A 16,400-nucleotide genomic window follows, 5' to 3' on the forward strand; every position below is an offset into this window, starting at 1 on the left:
CAACCGCACGAGGGGCGAGGGGGTACAGGTCGTCTGGGTGGAGTGGTGAGCCGGTGTCCGTTGTGTCGAAGCGCCTCGAAAAAAGTTTGTGGGGATTCGCCGACCCCGTAGCGATTCCGCCGCGGGACACCCTCGGGGAAGCCAAAAAACCCCTTCGATACTGGGGCTTTAGCGGGTCCCCTGCGCCGCGCTGAGGGCCGCGTCCAGGGCGGCGAGCGCGCGCTCGGTCACGATCTTTTTTCCGCCGCGCGCATCGACCCGATGGACGTACGCGCAGGGCAGGGCGGCGAAGATGGCCGCCGCGCGGGTGAGGAAGCCGGCCTCCTCGAAGGCTGGTTCCGCGGGCCCGGCCCGCCAGCGGGTGCGCTCGAGGCCGACCTCGACGTCCAGCGCGAAGAGCAGGGCGACGTCGGGAACAGGAAACTCACGCTCACTGCGCGCCAGGATCTCCTCCCAGTCGAGACCCCGCGCGCCCTGATAGGCGACCGTCGACAGGTAGTAACGATCGGTCAGCACCCAATGCCCGGCGGCCAGCGCCGGCGCGATCACCTCGCGCACGTGCTCGCGGCGATCGTCGAAGAACCACTGCAGCTCTTCGTCGGGCGCGACGGTCTCGCCCGACTGGGCCATGCGCCGGATGCGGCGCCCGATCGGGCCATCGGTCGGCTCGCGCGTTTCGACGACGTCGATGTCGCGTTCGCGCAGGGCGTTCGCGACGCGCTCGCGCTGGGTCGACTTCCCCGTCCCGTCGACGCCCTCGAAGGCGATGAGTCGACCGCGGTTCACGGCTGAAGCGTCCACCCGCGTTCACGTTGCGCGCGCGAGGCAGGTCCGGGTTCGCTTCGAACGCGTTGCAGATTCATGACTTGCGCGGCCGTGGCCCTCCAGACTGAGCGTGGCACGCCGCTTGCTACTTGAAAAGCCCGTGCCTTCGAGCACGCCCGCCAGCACCCCTCTAACGGGACCGGGGGTCGGCGGGTCCAGGACGTCGGGCGGAGGCAGGGTGGGTCGCGGGTGAATCAACGGGGTGAGACCCGCGGCCAGCCTCCGCCCGGCTCCTTTTCGATCGGCTGCTCCGATTGAAGCCTGCGGCTCCGCATGCCGATACGGGGGTGTCGCGCCCTCGGAGGTTCGCCATGTCGGGTCCCGAATCTGCGTATCGCCTGCGCTCTCGGCGCAGACGCTTCCACCGCTGGATCGTTGCCGCGCTCCTGCTGCTCCCGAGCCTCGCCCGGGCGACGTTGCCGTCGGAGACGAAGGTCTACTGGCTCGAGGCACGCGAGGGGTACATCGAACGCGCCAACGCGGATGGATCGAACGCCGAGCGGATCGTCTACGACCCGGGCGTGGGGCGCGGGATCTCGATCGACGCGGTCAATCAAGTCCTCTCGTGGCCTTCGACCTTCGGCGTGCTGCACAGCGACCTCGACGGACGCGGCGTCACACTGACCCCCATCCCCCAAAACGATTCCACGGGCTGGTTCGTCGTGCACAGCGTCACGGACCCGAGCGAAGGCACCGTCTACTTCTCGACCACGGGACTCGACCAGCTCCGCCGCGTCGAGCCGGACGGATCCGGGCTGCAGGAGGTGCTGCCGTACTTCTTGACCGGTCCGGGGCCCTGGAGCGTCGACTTCGACCCGGTCGATCGCTGGATCTACTATGCGTTCAACGCGCATCCGATCCAGGGCATCCGGCGGATCCGCCCGGACGGCAGCCAGGAGCAGTTCCTGACCCGGGATCCGGACGCGGCCCTTCAAGAGATCGCGCTCGACGTCGTCGACCGACGCGTCTACTGGATCGACAACTACCGACCCGCCTTCCTGTTCGGAGAGGTCGACCCGCGGATCATGCGTTCGCGGCTCGACGGCTCGGACGTCGAGACCATTGCGGATGTCGACGACGGTCTGATCTTCCCGATCGGCCTCGCCGTCGACCCGATCGACGGTCACGTCTTTTGGAGCGACCGCAGTCGCGGCACGATCACCCGCGCCAACCTCGACGGGTCGAACCAGGTGGACATCCTGACGGGCCTCGACTTCCCGGTCTCGGTCGCGGTGATGCCGCTGCCCGAGCCGGGGACGCCCGCCCTGCTCGCTACCGGCGCGCTGTGGGTGCTATGGCTGGCGCGCCGGCGGAAGCATCGGGGCTAGCGAGTCAGCGGGAGTCGTCCGCTTCCGGCTTCTCTTCCTCGTCGAGGAGCTCGAGGCGGAGGTCGCGGGTTTCGAGGCGGGTGTCCCAGCCAACGCTACCCGCAGCGCGGATCGCGTCGAAGGACGCCGGCGACACCCAGCTGCGAACCCGGTAGTCGAGGATCAGCCCGATCATCCGCATCCCCAGCCGGAAGGCGACCCACTTGTTGCCCGTGACCGACGAGGTGCCCACGCGCTTCGTGTAGTTCACCGGGATCTGGATCATGCGCATCCCCATCAGGATGCTCAGCACCATCATCTCCGGCCCGAAGAACGAGCCCGAGACGGTGAAGAAGGGCTGCAGGCGCGCCAGCGATTCGCGGCGGATGCAGCGCATGGTGCAGCCGACGTCGGTCAGCGACGTCGTGTTGAACAGAAACTCCATTCCCTTTGCGACGGCGTAGTTCCCCCACTTGAGGAAGGTGCCCATGTTGGCGCCCTCCCAGATCAGCTCCTTCACCGTGCGGCTGCCGTAGACGACCTCGAAGTCCTCGGCGTAGGCGAGCAGCTTGCGCACGTCGTGGCCGCGGAAGGTGCCGTCGGGTTCACACACGATCACGAGGTCGCCGCTCGTCTCGCGGAAACCCCGCTGGATCGCTGCGCCGTAGCCTTGTTCGGGCTCGTGGACCTCGCGGGCCGAGGTGGCCGCGACTTCCTCGCTGGTCCCTGCGGCGGCGTTGTTGTTCACGACGACGATCTCGTCGACGACGCCCGTCGCCTCGAACTCGCGGATCGAGGCGCGGATCGAGTCCTTCTCGTTGTAGGTCGGGAGCACCACCGAGACGGTCTGGTCGCGCCACATGGCTAGGCCACCTCCGCCACGACGTAGAGCTGGGCCGCCCAGGGCCGGACGGGGCTGTTCAAGTACGCGCGCACCAGCCACGGCCACTTCGGCGCCCGACTCTGCATCGAAAAGGGCAGGAGCCCGGCTTCGAGTCGCGTGACCCGAAAGCCCGCGGCCTCGAGCCAGGGGCCGATGTTGTGGTCGTCGTAGAGGGTCACGTGGGTGGGGTCGTCGAAGTAGTGATCGGCGCAGCGCCGGTGGTTCGGCTGGATCAATGCGATCCGCCCGCCGGGACGCAGAGCGGAGCGGCAGCCGTCGAGCACCTCGCGGCCGGCGTCGGCGTCGAGGTGTTCGAAGAAGTTGCTCGCGAAGACGAGATCGGCGGACTGGCCCGGCAGGTCCTCGACGGCGCGTGCATCGGCGAGGCGCCAATCGACGTCGGGCGCCGCGAAGGCCTGCATCTCCGGGTTCAGGTCGAAGACGAGTTTCTGTTTCGCCGGGTACTGATTGACGAAATCGCAGTAGCCGGCGCCGAGCTCGAGCAGGGTCTCGACGGATCCCAGGTCGCGCGCCACGTAGCGCACGATCTCGGCCCAGACGGCGCGGCGTTCGGGCAGGAACGGGTAGGCGCCGGCGTAGGGATTCTCGGTGCCTGCCGTGGCTTCGGCTCGATTCGCTTGCGTCACGGGTAGTACACCTCGCGCACCGCCTCGATTTCGTCGGCGAGGAAGGGAAAGCGACCCGACGCGAAGTTCTGCTCGAAGAGCCGTTCGCTCTCGGCGAGATAGCGCGCGTCGTGCTGGGAGAGCCGCACGTAGTCGACGAAGGCGCCGAGGGACTCGCGCAGGAGGGGCTCGCGCTGCTCGACGGCGACCTGGTGCGAGACGTCGTAGAGATGCTGGGAGAGCAGGATCGCGCTGCTGCGATCCGGTGCGCGTTCGAAGGCGCGGCGGAAGTGAGCGAGACGCTCTGCAGCGGGCATCCCGATCACGGCGCCGATGCGCCCCTGGAGCGCGAACAGTCGGGCTTCCTGGAGCTGTTCGGGGACGCGGTAGTTCGTCGGAGCGAGGGCGAGTACGTCGCGGCGGGCCAGGCCGCGCGCCACCTGCTGCGCGGCCTGCCGCGTCCAGGCACGACGCAGCGCGGAGTCGTCCGACGCTTCGGCCTGTTGGGTGTAGAACTTCGCGAGCGCCTGGATCGCGAAGAGCGACGGTTCGCTGCGATGCGCCTCGTAGGTCCAGAGCGCCTGGTTGTCGCGCCAGTGCTGCTGGTGGTGCCAGGACCACGTGGCGTGGACGGAGACGAAGAGCGTGGCCGCTGCCGCCGCCGCGAAGCGAGCCTGCGGCACACGCTGGGCGGCCTCGCGCAGGAAGACGCCGGCGACGAGCAGCACGCCGGCCGCCGCGAGGTAGAAGTAGCGATCCGCGCGCCAGAACCCGACGTAGAAGAGCCCGGTGTAGGGCGCCAACAGCACGAAGGGCCAGAGCGCGAAGAAGGCGAGGTCGCGGCGCTTCCAGCAGATCGCCCCAACCCCCACCAGGACGCTCACGCCCAGCAGGGTGCCGCTGGCGATCTCGGCCGGGGACAGCGGCAACCCGACGTGGGGCCAGCGGTAGTAGACCGACAGATCGAAGGGCCAGACCAGGTTCTTCGCATACTCCCAGCCGATCCAGGGAAGGAATGCGAACACGTTCGACAAATGCTCGGCCGACAGCGGCTGCGGCCCACCCGAGCCGATCACCCCGTATTCGTGGAGCACGCCGCGGTACCAGGCGAAGACGGCGAGCGACAGCAGTGCGTGGGGCGCCACCGCGATCGCCGACTGCTTCACACGCCTCGCAAACGGGGCCGCGTCACCCTCCCCCTCCTCTTGCTGCGCGCGCACCCCGGGCAGGTCGGCGTGGAAGCAGCGGTGCAGACCGAGCAGCAGCCACAGCACGATCGCGCTGATCTTCGAGCCGAGGGCGAGCGCGGTGAAGACCAGCCCGAGCGCGTAGGCGATCCAGCGCCGCCGCGGGGTCTCGGCACCGAGCTCGGCGTGCTGGGCGAGCAGCGCTGCCAGCATGAACGTCGCCGCGAGCAGGTCCTTGCGGCCCATCACCCAGCTGACCGGTTCGACGTGAATCGGAAGCGCGGCGAAGGCGGTGGTGACGCCGCCGGCGAGGAGCGTCGACCCGGTGCTGCGGCGCAGGAACACGAAGAGCAGACCCACGACGAGGGCGTTCCAGGCGACGTTGCCCGCGTGGTAGCCGGCCGGGTTCGTGAAGCCGAAGAGCCGCGCGTCGAGGGCCCAGGTCAAGTCGCGGACCACCAGCGGCTCTTCGCGCGGGAAGGTCGTGAAGATCGCCTGGACGCTCGAGAGAAAGGACGTCTCGTCGTAGAGCTGGGGGTGCCCGAGGAGGACGCGCGGAGTATCGAAGCTCACGAATCCGAAGGACGCCGTCTGGGCATAGAGGCCCACGCTCCCCAGCACCAGGAGGGCGAGGATCACGAAGTCCGTCGCGGGCGTCGCCGCGCGGGACGAAAAAAGCGTTCGAAACGACATGCTTGGGGCCACTTCCGCGCGCGGATGAAGGCCCCTGTGTCATCGGCCGGAATCGGGCCGAACTGAACCGGTCTCGCGCGAACGGAAACCCTCCGTCCAGAAACATTCCGTCCAGGGGGGACGGAGGGACCAGAGGGGCCGAGGAGCCGCAGCGAGCGGCTCGGGGCGACGGGGTGGGGTCGCCGGGGCCGGCCGCCCGAAGGCGGCCGGCGCGAACCAGCAGTCGCTAGATCTTGCCCTGGAGCAGGAACGCGATCACGAGGCCGTAGATCGCGATCGACTCGATCAGGACCATGCCGAGAATGAAGTTCGTGAACATCGCGCCCGCGGCACCCGGGTTGCGCGCGATGCCGGCGGTCGTGTTGCCGGCGGTGAGGCCCTGGCCGATCCCGCAGCCGAGACCCGCGAGGCCCACGGCGAGGCCGGCGCCCAGGGCGTAGCCCCAGCTCGAGCCGCCCGAACCATCCTCTGCGAACGCGGCCATCGGGGCCACGACGAACAGCAGGGTGTAAACCAGAGTCTTTCCGAACTTACGCATTTTTGGGGTCTCTCCTCGGAGTGTTGGGCTACGCGCTGACGACTCGCTCAGTGCGGTTCGTCGAGCGCCAAGCCGATGTAGATCATGGTCAGCAAGGCAAAGATGAAGGCCTGGAGGAACGAGATGACGAGCCCCAGGCCCATGAAGACCGCCGGCACGCCGATCGGGACGAGCGACAGCCAGACTCCGATCACGGTGTGATCGGCGAACATGTTCGCGAGCAGACGCACGGCGAGCGTGGCGATGCGCGCGATGTCCAGAGGCACTTCCAGCAGGAAGAAGATCGGTGCCAGCAAGCGGAAGTGCACCGTCCGGCCGCCGATCTCCTTCTCGAAGAACGAGGGCCCGAGGAACTTCACCAGGTACTTCTGCTTGTGCTTGGCGACGCCGATCACCGTGTAGAAGACCCAGGCGATGATGGCCCAGGCCCAGGTGGTGTTGGCGTCACTGGTGGAACCGTCCAGGCCCGGGATCAGGCCCATCAGGTTCGAGACCAGGATGAAGAAGAACATGGTGCCGACGAGCGGGAAGTACTTCCGCCACTCGGGACCCATCCGGTCCTTCGCCATGCCGGCCAACCACTCGACGAGCACCTCGAGCAGGTTGCGGATGCTGAAGCCTTCGTCGGGCAGGACGCCACCGTCGGGCGTCGCCAGCTTGCTGCGCACCAGCATGCCGCCGAAGAGGAGCACGAGCCCCGCCACCAGCGCCGCCTGGAAGACCCAGGAGAAAGAGATCAGACCTTCGAGTTCTCGGAAGAGCATGCTTCCTCCTCGTCCGCGGCTTCACGCTCGCGGGCGAGCCAGGGGTTCCAGTCGTCCCAAGCCGGATCCTCGGGATCGAGTGCCGGCGCGTTCGGATCGACGGCCGGCCGGTTCCGCCACGCCACCCACACGGTGACGGGCATGATGAGAGACAGGCCCAGCAAGAGCCCGATCGGGTCGGCGCCGAGCCAGAGCCCACCGCCGATGCCGATGATCAGGAGTCCGAAGCGCAGCCCGTAGAGGCCGGTCCAGCTGCCGCCGGTGCGGATCTGGCCGAAGAAGAGCAGCTGGGTCTGCTGGTGCAGGCCGCGGAAATTGATCGCTTCGAGCAGCGCGCCCCATCCCAGGCTAAGCGCGAACACCGGCGACACCAGCCACCACGACGCCGCCACCGCGCCGGCAGACAGCGTGATGTTGAGGCGCTCGACAGGCTGGATGAGAGCGGGTTGGTTCATCGTCAAGGCGTGGGGCAGGGGTTCGGAGGGCGGTGCTCGAGGCTCAGTCCGCGCGGTCGTTCGTCGATCCCGAGTCCGCGCTTCCACCGGAAGCCTCGGACTCGGAGATTTCCTGGAGTTGATTCCCCAGGCGCAGCAAGCGCAAGACGAACGAGCCGAAGCCGATGGCGGTGCCGATCAAAAGACCGACCGGAGAACTGTCGAACCGCGTATCTGCCCAGTACCCCACCCCGGCGGCGATCAAGATCGCCACGACCGCCTCGAACGCGCCTTGGTAGGCAGCTCCCTGGCGTCGCGCCTCGATTTGGCGCGCCGTGGGATCCTCGTTCGCAGGATCATTGGGGTTGGGGTTCGAGCTGGTCACGCCGGCTCGCGCACCCTCGACTTCGCGCTGGATGGGTTTTCGAGAACCACGGGTTCGGGTCCTCCAGATTCCAACGCCAGCGCCAGTCCGGACGCCCCGTGTCGGGGGACTCGCGACGAGTCACACCAGGTGGGGGCGGTCCGCGGGAGCGGAGGATCGGTGGGCACCGAGCCCGAAACGCCGCGGATGCTAGCCGAGGCCCCCTCGGGCCTCAACGCGCCGAAGCCAGCTTTGCGAGCACTTCCCGGGCCGCAGCGAGGGTCGTCTCGATGTCCCGCGCCGAGTGGGCCAGCGAGACGAACCCGGCTTCGAAGGCGGACGGCGCCAGGTAGATGCCGCGCTCCAGCATGCCCGCGTGGAACTGGACGAAACGGTCGCCATCGGCCTTCTTGGCGTCAGCGAAGTTGCGCACGGGTCCCGGGTGGAAGAAGAACCCGAACATCCCGCCGACCGCATTGGAGGTGAGGGGAATGCCCACCTCTCGCGCGGCCTCCGCCAGGCCCGTCGCCAGGCGCTCGGCGCGCTCGCCGAGTGCCCGGTAGACACCGCGCTTCGCCAGCCGCGCGAGGGTCTCGGCACCGGCCGCCATCGCGAGGGGGTTCCCCGAGAGGGTGCCCGCCTGGTAGATGGGCCCGTCCGGCGCCATCTGATCCATCAGGTCGGCGCGGCCGCCGAAGGCCGCCGCCGGCAGCCCGCCGCCGACCACTTTGCCCAGACAGGTGAGGTCGGGCGTCACCTCGTAGCGGGCCTGGGCGCCGCCGCGGGCTACCCGGAAGCCGGTCATGACCTCGTCGAAGATCAGCAGCGCACCGTGTTGGTCGCAGAGGCGACGCAGGCCCTGCAGAAAGCCGGGCTCGGGCGGCACCAACCCCATGTTCCCGGCGACCGGCTCGACGATGACACACGCGATCTCGTCGCCCCAGCGCGTCATGGCGTCGGCGACCGCGCGGAGATCGTTGAACGGCGCCTGCACGGTGAGCTCGGTGAACGCGGCGGGCACGCCGGGGGAACCCGGGATGCCCAGGGTCGCCACGCCGCTCCCGGCGCCGACCAGCAGCGAATCCGCGTGGCCGTGGTAGCAACCCTCGAACTTGAGGATGCGATCGCGACCGGTGACCCCGCGCGCGAGGCGCAGCGCGCTCATGGTGGCTTCGGTCCCCGAGCTGACGAAGCGCACGCGCTCGATCGAATCGACCGCGGCCACCACCTTCTCGGCGAGCTCGGTCTCGAGGGCGGTCGGCGCGCCGAAGCTCGTACCCGCCTTGGCCGCGTCACGGACGCGTCGCAGCACGTCCGGGTCGGCGTGGCCCAGGATCATCGGTCCCCAGGAACCGACGTAGTCCAGGTAGACATTGCCGTCGGCGTCCCAGAGCTTCGCGCCCTTCGCGCGCTCGATGAACGGCGGCGTGCTCCCGACCGAGCCGTACGCCCGAACCGGGCTGTTGACGCCGCCCGGGATGAAGCGGCGCGCGCGGGCGAAGAGCCGCTTCGAGCGGCCGCGCTTCACGCGCCCTCACCTCCGCTCGCGTCTTCGTCTTCGTCGGCCAGGCGCGCCATCGAAACCAGCTTCTCGTCGGTGGCCAGGTTCATGATACGCACGCCCTGGGTCGCGCGGCCCATCGTCGAGATCCCCGAGACCTTCGCGCGCAGCACCTTGCCGGCGTCGGTGATCAGCATGACCTCGTCGTCGTCGACCACCTGGGCCACCGAGACCACCGGGCCGTTCCGGGTGCTGGTGCGGATCGTGATGATGCCCTGGCCACCACGGCGTTGGAGCCGGTAGTCGTCGAGCGGCGTGCGCTTGCCGTAGCCGCGCTCGGTGACCGTGAGCACCGACGCACCGGGCGACAGAATCTCCATGCCGACCACCGAGTCGCCCTCGCGGAGCGACATGCCGCGCACACCAGCGGCGGTGCGGCCCATCGAGCGCACCTGATCCTCGGGGAAGCGGATCGACTTGCCGTCGCGCGTGGCGATGATCACTTCGTTGCTGCCGTTCGTGCGGCTCGCTCCGATCAGCTCGTCGTCGTCGTCGAGGTTGATCGCGATGATCCCGCCGCGACGCGGGTTCGCGAAGGCGTCGAGACGCGTCTTCTTGACGACCCCCTTCTTGGTGCCGAGCAGCACGAAGTCGTCTCCGACCTCGGAGAAGCTACGCACCGGCAGGGTCGTGCGCACCCGCTCGTCCTCGGCCAGCGATAGCACGTTCGCGAGCGCCTTCCCCCGCGCCGTGCGACCGAGCTGGGGAAGCTCGTGGACCTTCAACCAATGGGCCCGACCGCGCGTGGTGAAGAACAGGATGTAGGCGTGGGTCGACGCCACGAACAGGCGGTCGACGAAGTCCTGGTCGCGCGCCTCCATCCCCTTCACGCCCTTGCCCCCGCGCCTTTGCGCGCGGTACTGGGTGAGCGGGTTGCGCTTGATGTACCCGAGGTGGGACACGGTCACGACCATGTCCTCCTCGACGATCAGGTCCTCGGTGGAGAGCCCCTCCACCGCCGCGCCGAGCTCGGTGCGGCGATCGTCGCCGTACTTCTCGCGGATCTCGTCGAGCTCTTCGACGACGACGCTGAGGATCCGCTCGTCGCTGGCGAGCAGGGCCTTCAGGTCGGCGATCTTCGCGCGCACTTCCTCGAGTTCGTCGAGGACGTTCTGGCGCTCCATCGCCGTCAGCTGGCGCAGGCGCATCTCGAGGATGGCGTTCGCCTGGCGCTCCGAGAGCTCGAAGCGCGACATCAGGGTGGTGCGCGCCGTGGCCGTGTCCTGGGACTCGCGGATGATCGCGATCACCTCGTCGAGGTGTTCGAGGGCGATTGCGTAACCCTCGAGCAGGTGCGCCCGGGCCTCGGCCTGCGCGAGATCGTAGGTGGCGCGGCGCACCACGACTTCGCGGCGGAAGTCGATGTAGTGCTGGAGCGTCTCCTTGAGGGAGAGCGTCTGCGGCCGGCCGTTCACCAGCGCCAGCAGATTCACGCCGAAGGTCGACTGCAGCGGGGTCTGCTTGTAGAGCTGGTTGAGCACGACCTCGCCCGGCGCGTCCTTCTTCAGCTCGATGACGACCCGGATGCCCTCGCGGTTCGACTCGTCGCGGATGTCGGCGACGCCGTCGATCTTCCCATCCTTCACGAGCTCGGCGATGCGCTCCTGGAGCGTCGCCTTGTTCACCATGAAGGGAATCTCGGTCACGACGATGCGCTCACCGCGCTTCTTGTGCTGCTCGAAGTCGGCGCGTGCACGGACGGTGAGCAGGCCGCGGCCAGTGGCGTAGGCCGAACGGATGCCCTCGGTGCCGCAAATGATGGCGCCCGTCGGGAAATCGGGCCCGGGCATCTTCTCGAGCAGGTCGTCGAGGGTGCACTCGGGTTCTGACACCACGAGCTTCAACGCGTCGACGAGCTCGCGCAGGTTGTGAGGCGGAATGTTCGTCGCCATGCCGACGGCGATCCCCGACGACCCGTTCGCGAGCAGATTCGGGAAGCGGGTCGGGAGCACGACGGGCTCGGTCATGCCGCCGTCGAAATTGGGGACGAAGTCGACCGTCTCGCGGTCGATGTCGCGCAGCATCTCCTCGGCCAGGCGCGTCAGGCGGGCCTCGGTGTAGCGGTAGGCCGCGGCCGAGTCGCCATCGATCGACCCGAAGTTGCCTTGACCGTCGACCAGCGGGTACCGCAGGGAGAAGTCCTGGGCCATCCGCACCATCGAATCGTAGACGGCCGAGTCGCCGTGGGGGTGGTAGTGCTTCAGCACCTCACCGACGACACCGGCCGACTTCGAGTAGCCGCGCGTCGAGAGCAGCCCTTCCTGCTGCATCGCGTAGAGGATGCGGCGGTGCACCGGCTTCAGACCGTCGCGCACGTCGGGCAGCGCGCGACTGATGATCACCGACATCGAATAGGCGAGGAACGAGCTGCGAACCTCGTCTTCGATGTTGACCGGCGGGCTGGTCGGCCCCGGCGGGTCGCCGCCCTCGGCGGGCGGCTCGGGCGGTAAGGTCGTTTCGTCGGACAAGCGCGAGCTCCGTGGCGTCCGCTAGACGTCCAGATTCTGGGCGTCGAGGGCGTTGCGCTCGATGAACTGGCGGCGCGGTTCGACGTCGTCGCCCATCAAGGTCGTGAAGGCGTCGTCGGCCTCCACGTCGTCGGGCGCGCGCACCTGCAGGAGCGTGCGCGTTTGCGGATCCATCGTGGTATCCGCGAGCTGATCCGGGTTCATCTCGCCCAGACCCTTGTAGCGCTGGATCGAGAGGCCGCGTTCGCCGAGGGCGAGCAGATGATCGAGCAGCCGCACCGGGCCACCGATCTCCTCGGGCTCATCGTCGCTGCCGCGCTGCACCAGGAACGGCGGGTTGCCGTTGGTGTGCATGGTCTGCCACAGCTCGGACAGCCGCTGGGCGTCGGGTGAGCGCAGGAACGCGGTGTCGAGGGGTGTCCGGAAGACGACGCCCGCCCGCCGCGTCTCGGCCACGAGCCGTTGGGCGCCGTGCTCGGGATCTTCTTCGACGGTCCAGGTGACGTCTTCGTCGAGACGGGCTTCGAGAGCCGGCGCCACGCGATCGCGCAGCGCGGCCGCGTCGGAGACGCTGGTCTCGTTCGGTTCGCCCTCGCGGATCGCCGCGTCGACGACCTTGGCGTCGAGCCGGCGCAGGGAGACTCGCCCGAGGATGCCCTTGTACTGACTCGCCGCAGTCAGGAGCGACCGCAGCTGGTCTTCGGGGATCGGCGTGGCGGCTCCGCTTGCCGTCACCGTCGCGCCGGCCAGGGCCAGGTCGAGCAGGTGATCCTCGAGGGTGCGCTCGTCCTTGATGTAGCGCTCGCTGCGACCCTTCTTGACCTTGAAGAGGGGCGGCTGGGCGATGTAGAGGTAGCCGGCCTCGATCAGGTCGCGCATCTGGCGATAGAAGAAGGTCAGGAGCAGCGTGCGGATGTGGCTGCCGTCCACGTCCGCGTCGGTCATGATGATGATCTTGTGGTAGCGGGCCTTGCTGACGTCGAACTCGGGCCCGATGCCGCAACCGATGGCCGTGACGAGCGCCTGGATCTCCGCGCTCGAGAGCATCTTGTCGAGGCGGGCGCGTTCGACGTTCAGGATCTTCCCGCGGATCGGCAGGATCGCCTGGGTCTCGCGCGAGCGACCCTGCTTCGCGGTGCCACCGGCCGAATCGCCCTCGACGATGAAGAGCTCGGCCTGGGACGGGTCGCGTTCCTGACAGTCAGCGAGCTTCCCGGGCAGGCTGTGATCCGAGAGGGCGCCCTTGCGCCGGGCGAGGTCGCGGGCCTTGCGGGCGGCAGCACGGGCGCGCGCCGCGTCCTGCACCTTCGCCAGCAGCGGCTTCGCGACGTTCGGGTTCTCTTCGAGGTAGTCGCCGAGCTGCTCGTAGACGAGGCCCTCGACGAGGCCGCGCACGTCCGAGGTGCCGAGCTTCGTCTTCGTCTGACCTTCGAACTCGGGCTGGGGCAGCTTCACCGAGATCACTGCGGTGAGGCCTTCGCGGGTGTCGTCGCCCGAGAGCGCCTCCCCCGCGTCGCCCTTGCCGTTCTTCGCCTGGGACGCGATGTAGCGATTCAGGGTGCGCGTCAGCGCCGTGCGGAAGCCCACCAGGTGGCTGCCGCCTTCGACGGTGTTGATGTTGTTCGCGAACGAGTAGACGGCCTCGTTGTAACTCTCGTTGTACTGGAGGGCGATCTCTATGGTGACGGGCACTTCGCTGTCGCCCTGAGCCATCGGCTTCTCGCCCGAGACGAGGATCGGCGGCTTGTGGAGCGGCGCACGATTGCGGTTCAGGTGCTCCACGAAGGACACGATCCCGCCCTCGTAGCAGAAGTCGTGGCTCTTCCCAGTGCGCTCGTCGCTGATCACGATGCGCAGGCCGGCGTTCAGGAACGAGAGCTCGCGCAGTCGCTGCGACAGGACGTCGAACTCGTACTCGGTCACCGAGAAGATCTCGGGGTCGGCGAGGAACGTCACCCGGGTGCCGGTCTTCTCGGTGGTGCCGATCTCTTCGAAGGGACTCTCGGGGTTGCCGCGCTTGTAGGTCTGGCGCCAGACGGCGCCTTCGCGGCGGATCTCGACCTCGAGCTTCGAGGACAGTGCGTTGACCACCGAGACACCGACTCCGTGCAGACCGCCGGACACCTTGTAGGTGCTGTCGTTGAACTTGCCGCCGGCATGGAGGGTCGTCATCACGACTTCGGCGGCGGGGCGCTTCTCGGTGGGGTGCTCGTCGACGGGAATGCCGCGGCCGTCGTCACTGACCGTGACACTGCCGTCCTGGTGCAGGATCACATCGATCTGCTTGCAGAAGCCGGCGACGGCTTCGTCGACCGCGTTGTCGACGACTTCGTAGACGAGATGGTGCAGCCCGTCGGGGCCGGTCGTGCCGATGTACATCGCCGGTCGCTTGCGAACCGGATCGAGGCCTTCGAGCACCTCGATGGCACTGGCGTCGTAGCTCACTCGGAGAATTTCCTGTGCGCTGCGGGGGAGGCAGCGCGTGCGAAAGCCTGGGTCGGGTCGGGGAATCGTTCCCGGGTTCTCGCCTCGTTTCGGGTTGGTTCCGCCGCGCCTGGGTGGCCGCTCGATCGGGACCGTGGGCGTTCCGCGGTGGCAGCCTCGGCTTCACGTTGCGGACACGGTCCTGCTTGACGCCCATCCGCCCTATGGCTTCGCGGGCACGATCGAGGCCGCCGCAGAGGCGCTCCACGGCGGGGCGAAAGGTACCCGACCCCAGGAGCTGCGTAAAGGCGCTAACTATAGGAATCTGAAAGCGTTTCAGCCCTTCCGGCGAGCGGAACCGGACCCCGTCGAAGGGCCGTGGAAAGACACTGGAAACGGCGTCCCACGCAGCGCGGCACGTGCCTCCGAATCGGGCCCAGCAAGGCCCCGATCGACGTCGTGGAATCGGGGATCAGCGCGCCCGAAAGAGCTTGCGAACACGGCCGCAAACCGAGCTCGCTCCGAAACGCATCCGCGCAACCCCGCATCCAAGCGTGCGTTCCGACCGCGCCACGCCCTCGCGCCACGGAACCCAGAGGAGGATCGCCGATGGCGCGTTGGCTCGCGTTCTGGATCGCCTTGCTCGCCGTCCCGTCCGCGGCCGACGAGGGTCTCCCCGACCACGCGGCGCTGAAGACCGAGATCGTCGTGATCTCCCCGGCCCGCCTCGTCCCCAGCGTGATGGTCGTCGCCGACACCGAGGCGTTCGGCTGGCTGAATTACGCCGCTCGGGATGCCGCAATCTCCTTCCCGGTGGAGATCACCCGGCGGATGGCGTGTAAGGGCCCGAGCCCCTTTCGCGTGGATGGCCCCCGCCTGGTCGCCGAACCGGTGACGACCGGGAACTTCGCCACCCTCTGCAAGCTGCAGCCCGGCGTCTACGAATACCGGGTCGAGATCGCAGGACGGAGCGATCCGCTCCTGGGCAAGCTCGTCGTGCCCGAGGCCGAAGCGCCATTGCCTCCGGCCGAGTAGTCCCTCAGACCTTCTTGCGGTCCGCGAGCGTCCGACGCGCGGCTAGAGCCGCATCGGCATCACGACCGCGAGCGAGTCGGCGTCGTCCGTCGGCGAGAGTTCCGCCGGCGACAACGCATCGCGGAAGCCGAAGCGGATCTCCTTGCTGCCTGCCGCGGCGAGCGCGTCGATCAGGTAGCGCGCGTTGAACGCGATGCTGAGCGTCTCACCCGCGTAGTCGACGTCGAGCTCTTCGCGCGCATCGCCGAGGTCCGGGTTGTTCGACGACAGACTCATCTGCCCGTCGCTGAGCTCGAGCTTCACTGCCCGGCTGCGCTCCGCCGACAACAGCGCCACGCGACGCAACGCGTGGACGAAGGTCTCCGCGGACAGCGTGAGGTGCTGGCCACGCTCCTCGGGAATCACCTGCCGATAGTTCGGGAACTCTCCCTCGATGAGGCGCATCGTCAATGTCACGCCGCCCTTCCGCGCCAGGCCATTGTTGCTCTCGAAGCCGAGCTCGACTTCGTCCGAGTCGTCTTCGTCGACGAGACGCTTCAGTTCGGCGAGGCCCTTGCGCGGAATGATCACGCCGGAATCGTCGAGCCCAGCGAACCCCTCGCCGAGTGCCCGGTCGACGTAGGCCAGGCGATGACCATCCGTCGCGACCATGCGCAGCTTCCCCGAGTCGGAGATGCGCTCGACGAAGACGCCGTTGAGGTTGTACCGGGTCTCATCCGTCGATGCGGCGTACATGGTGCGTTCGATCATCTCGGAGAGCACTGCCGCCGGGACGGTCACGAGCTGCTCGGGCGCAAAGTTGGAAAGGCTCGGGTACTCCTCGGCCGTGGTGCCGGCGAGGGTGAACTCGGCGCGCGCACAACGCATCGTCAGGTACGCGTTGCTCGAGGTCTCGAGGTGGATCGTCTCGTCCGGAAGCTCGCGTACGATCTCGTGCAACTTGCGCGCGGATACGGTGACACTGCCGGCTTTCGACACTTCACAGGGGTGGGCGCTGCGGATCCCGACTTCCAGGTCGGTCGCTGCGAGCTCGAGCTGACCGTCTTTCCCCTTCCCCGTGAGTTCGAGCAGCGCGTTCGCGAGAATGGGCATCGTGTTGCGCTTCTCGACGATCGACTGGATTCGGCCGAGGCCACGCTGGAACTCCGACTTCTCGATGGCGAACTTCATGGTCTGGATTCCGTGCTTCCCGAACGTCTGGTTTCTTGAGAACGAAGTCGGGAGCTGAGGGGGTTTGCCGAAGGTCCTGAAGGACACGCGCGTCCCAGGGCCTCTTCTCTGGATTTTCTCT

Annotated in this window: 14 protein-coding genes; 2 read left to right on the forward strand and 12 right to left on the reverse strand. The window is 68.1% G+C overall.

The features are described 5' to 3' along the window. Positions 1-168: 168 nt before the first annotated feature. Positions 169-786: a dTMP kinase gene (tmk, locus tag AAF430_06670; protein ID MEM7409898.1), complete on the reverse strand. Its 618-nt coding sequence runs from the start codon at positions 784-786 to the stop codon at positions 169-171. 350 nt (positions 787-1,136) lie between these two features. Here tmk and AAF430_06675 point away from each other — a divergent pair, with 350 nt between their 5' ends. Then, positions 1,137-2,153, forward strand: coding sequence for a PEP-CTERM sorting domain-containing protein (locus AAF430_06675; GenBank protein MEM7409899.1), 1,017 nt, complete (start codon positions 1,137-1,139; stop codon positions 2,151-2,153). 4 nt (positions 2,154-2,157) lie between these two features. Here AAF430_06675 and AAF430_06680 read toward each other — a convergent pair whose 3' ends face one another. From AAF430_06680 to gyrB, 10 genes are all read right to left on the reverse strand, one after another. Beyond that, the gene (locus AAF430_06680) at positions 2,158-2,994 is read right to left on the reverse strand and encodes a glycosyltransferase family 2 protein (protein ID MEM7409900.1); all 837 of its coding nucleotides are present in this window, start codon (positions 2,992-2,994) and stop codon (positions 2,158-2,160) included. Positions 2,995-2,996: 2 nt separating this feature from the next. Next, positions 2,997-3,662: a class I SAM-dependent methyltransferase gene (locus tag AAF430_06685; GenBank protein ID MEM7409901.1), complete on the reverse strand. Its 666-nt coding sequence runs from the start codon at positions 3,660-3,662 to the stop codon at positions 2,997-2,999. Continuing rightward, positions 3,659-5,521, reverse strand: coding sequence for a hypothetical protein (locus AAF430_06690; GenBank protein MEM7409902.1), 1,863 nt, complete (start codon positions 5,519-5,521; stop codon positions 3,659-3,661). Before AAF430_06690 ends, AAF430_06685 begins: the two co-directional genes overlap by 4 nt. A 226-nt stretch (positions 5,522-5,747) precedes the next feature. Then, positions 5,748-6,059, reverse strand: a complete 312-nt coding sequence (gene atpE / locus AAF430_06695) for an ATP synthase F0 subunit C (protein ID MEM7409903.1) — start codon at positions 6,057-6,059, stop codon at positions 5,748-5,750. A gap of 47 nt (positions 6,060-6,106) precedes the next feature. Continuing rightward, the gene (atpB, locus tag AAF430_06700; protein MEM7409904.1) at positions 6,107-6,823 is read right to left on the reverse strand and encodes a F0F1 ATP synthase subunit A; all 717 of its coding nucleotides are present in this window, start codon (positions 6,821-6,823) and stop codon (positions 6,107-6,109) included. After that, a complete protein-coding gene (locus AAF430_06705) occupies positions 6,796-7,278 on the reverse strand; it encodes a hypothetical protein (protein ID MEM7409905.1) in 483 nt (160 codons plus the stop codon). The genes atpB and AAF430_06705 overlap by 28 nt, the downstream gene beginning before the upstream one ends. A 43-nt stretch (positions 7,279-7,321) precedes the next feature. Then, the gene (locus AAF430_06710; protein ID MEM7409906.1) at positions 7,322-7,642 is read right to left on the reverse strand and encodes an AtpZ/AtpI family protein; all 321 of its coding nucleotides are present in this window, start codon (positions 7,640-7,642) and stop codon (positions 7,322-7,324) included. Positions 7,643-7,853: 211 nt separating this feature from the next. After that, positions 7,854-9,149 carry a glutamate-1-semialdehyde 2,1-aminomutase gene (gene hemL, locus AAF430_06715; protein MEM7409907.1) on the reverse strand — a complete coding sequence of 432 codons (1,296 nt, stop codon included), beginning with the start codon at positions 9,147-9,149 and terminating at the stop codon, positions 7,854-7,856. Then, on the reverse strand, positions 9,146-11,650 hold the full coding sequence (gyrA, locus tag AAF430_06720; protein MEM7409908.1) for a DNA gyrase subunit A: 2,505 nt from the start codon (positions 11,648-11,650) through the stop codon (positions 9,146-9,148). Before gyrA ends, hemL begins: the two co-directional genes overlap by 4 nt. Positions 11,651-11,671: 21 nt before the next feature. Then, a complete protein-coding gene (gene gyrB / locus AAF430_06725) occupies positions 11,672-14,095 on the reverse strand; it encodes a DNA topoisomerase (ATP-hydrolyzing) subunit B (GenBank protein ID MEM7409909.1) in 2,424 nt (807 codons plus the stop codon). 588 nt (positions 14,096-14,683) lie between these two features. Here gyrB and AAF430_06730 point away from each other — a divergent pair. Then, positions 14,684-15,109, forward strand: coding sequence for a hypothetical protein (locus AAF430_06730; protein ID MEM7409910.1), 426 nt, complete (start codon positions 14,684-14,686; stop codon positions 15,107-15,109). Positions 15,110-15,151: 42 nt separating this feature from the next. On the opposite strand, the gene dnaN is transcribed toward AAF430_06730, so the two are convergent. Beyond that, positions 15,152-16,279 carry a DNA polymerase III subunit beta gene (gene dnaN / locus AAF430_06735; GenBank protein MEM7409911.1) on the reverse strand — a complete coding sequence of 376 codons (1,128 nt, stop codon included), beginning with the start codon at positions 16,277-16,279 and terminating at the stop codon, positions 15,152-15,154. Between the last annotated feature and the right edge of the window lie 121 nt (positions 16,280-16,400).

The organism is Myxococcota bacterium (assembly GCA_039030075.1).
In the GTDB taxonomy this organism is placed as follows: domain Bacteria; phylum Myxococcota_A; class UBA9160; order UBA9160; family SMWR01; genus JAHEJV01.

Bases quoted from the DNA above. Each gene is read 5' to 3' on its own strand.
- AAF430_06675 (MEM7409899.1), top strand. From the start codon at position 1,137: ATGTCGGGTCCCGAATCTGCGTATCGCCTGCGCTCTCGGCGCAGACGC.
- AAF430_06680 (MEM7409900.1), bottom strand. From the start codon at position 2,994: ATGTGGCGCGACCAGACCGTCTCGGTGGTGCTCCCGACCTACAACGAG.
- AAF430_06690 (MEM7409902.1), bottom strand. From the start codon at position 5,521: ATGTCGTTTCGAACGCTTTTTTCGTCCCGCGCGGCGACGCCCGCGACG.
- atpE (MEM7409903.1), bottom strand. From the start codon at position 6,059: ATGCGTAAGTTCGGAAAGACTCTGGTTTACACCCTGCTGTTCGTCGTG.
- atpB (MEM7409904.1), bottom strand. From the start codon at position 6,823: ATGCTCTTCCGAGAACTCGAAGGTCTGATCTCTTTCTCCTGGGTCTTC.
- AAF430_06705 (MEM7409905.1), bottom strand. From the start codon at position 7,278: ATGAACCAACCCGCTCTCATCCAGCCTGTCGAGCGCCTCAACATCACG.
- AAF430_06730 (MEM7409910.1), top strand. From the start codon at position 14,684: ATGGCGCGTTGGCTCGCGTTCTGGATCGCCTTGCTCGCCGTCCCGTCC.
- dnaN (MEM7409911.1), bottom strand. From the start codon at position 16,279: ATGAAGTTCGCCATCGAGAAGTCGGAGTTCCAGCGTGGCCTCGGCCGA.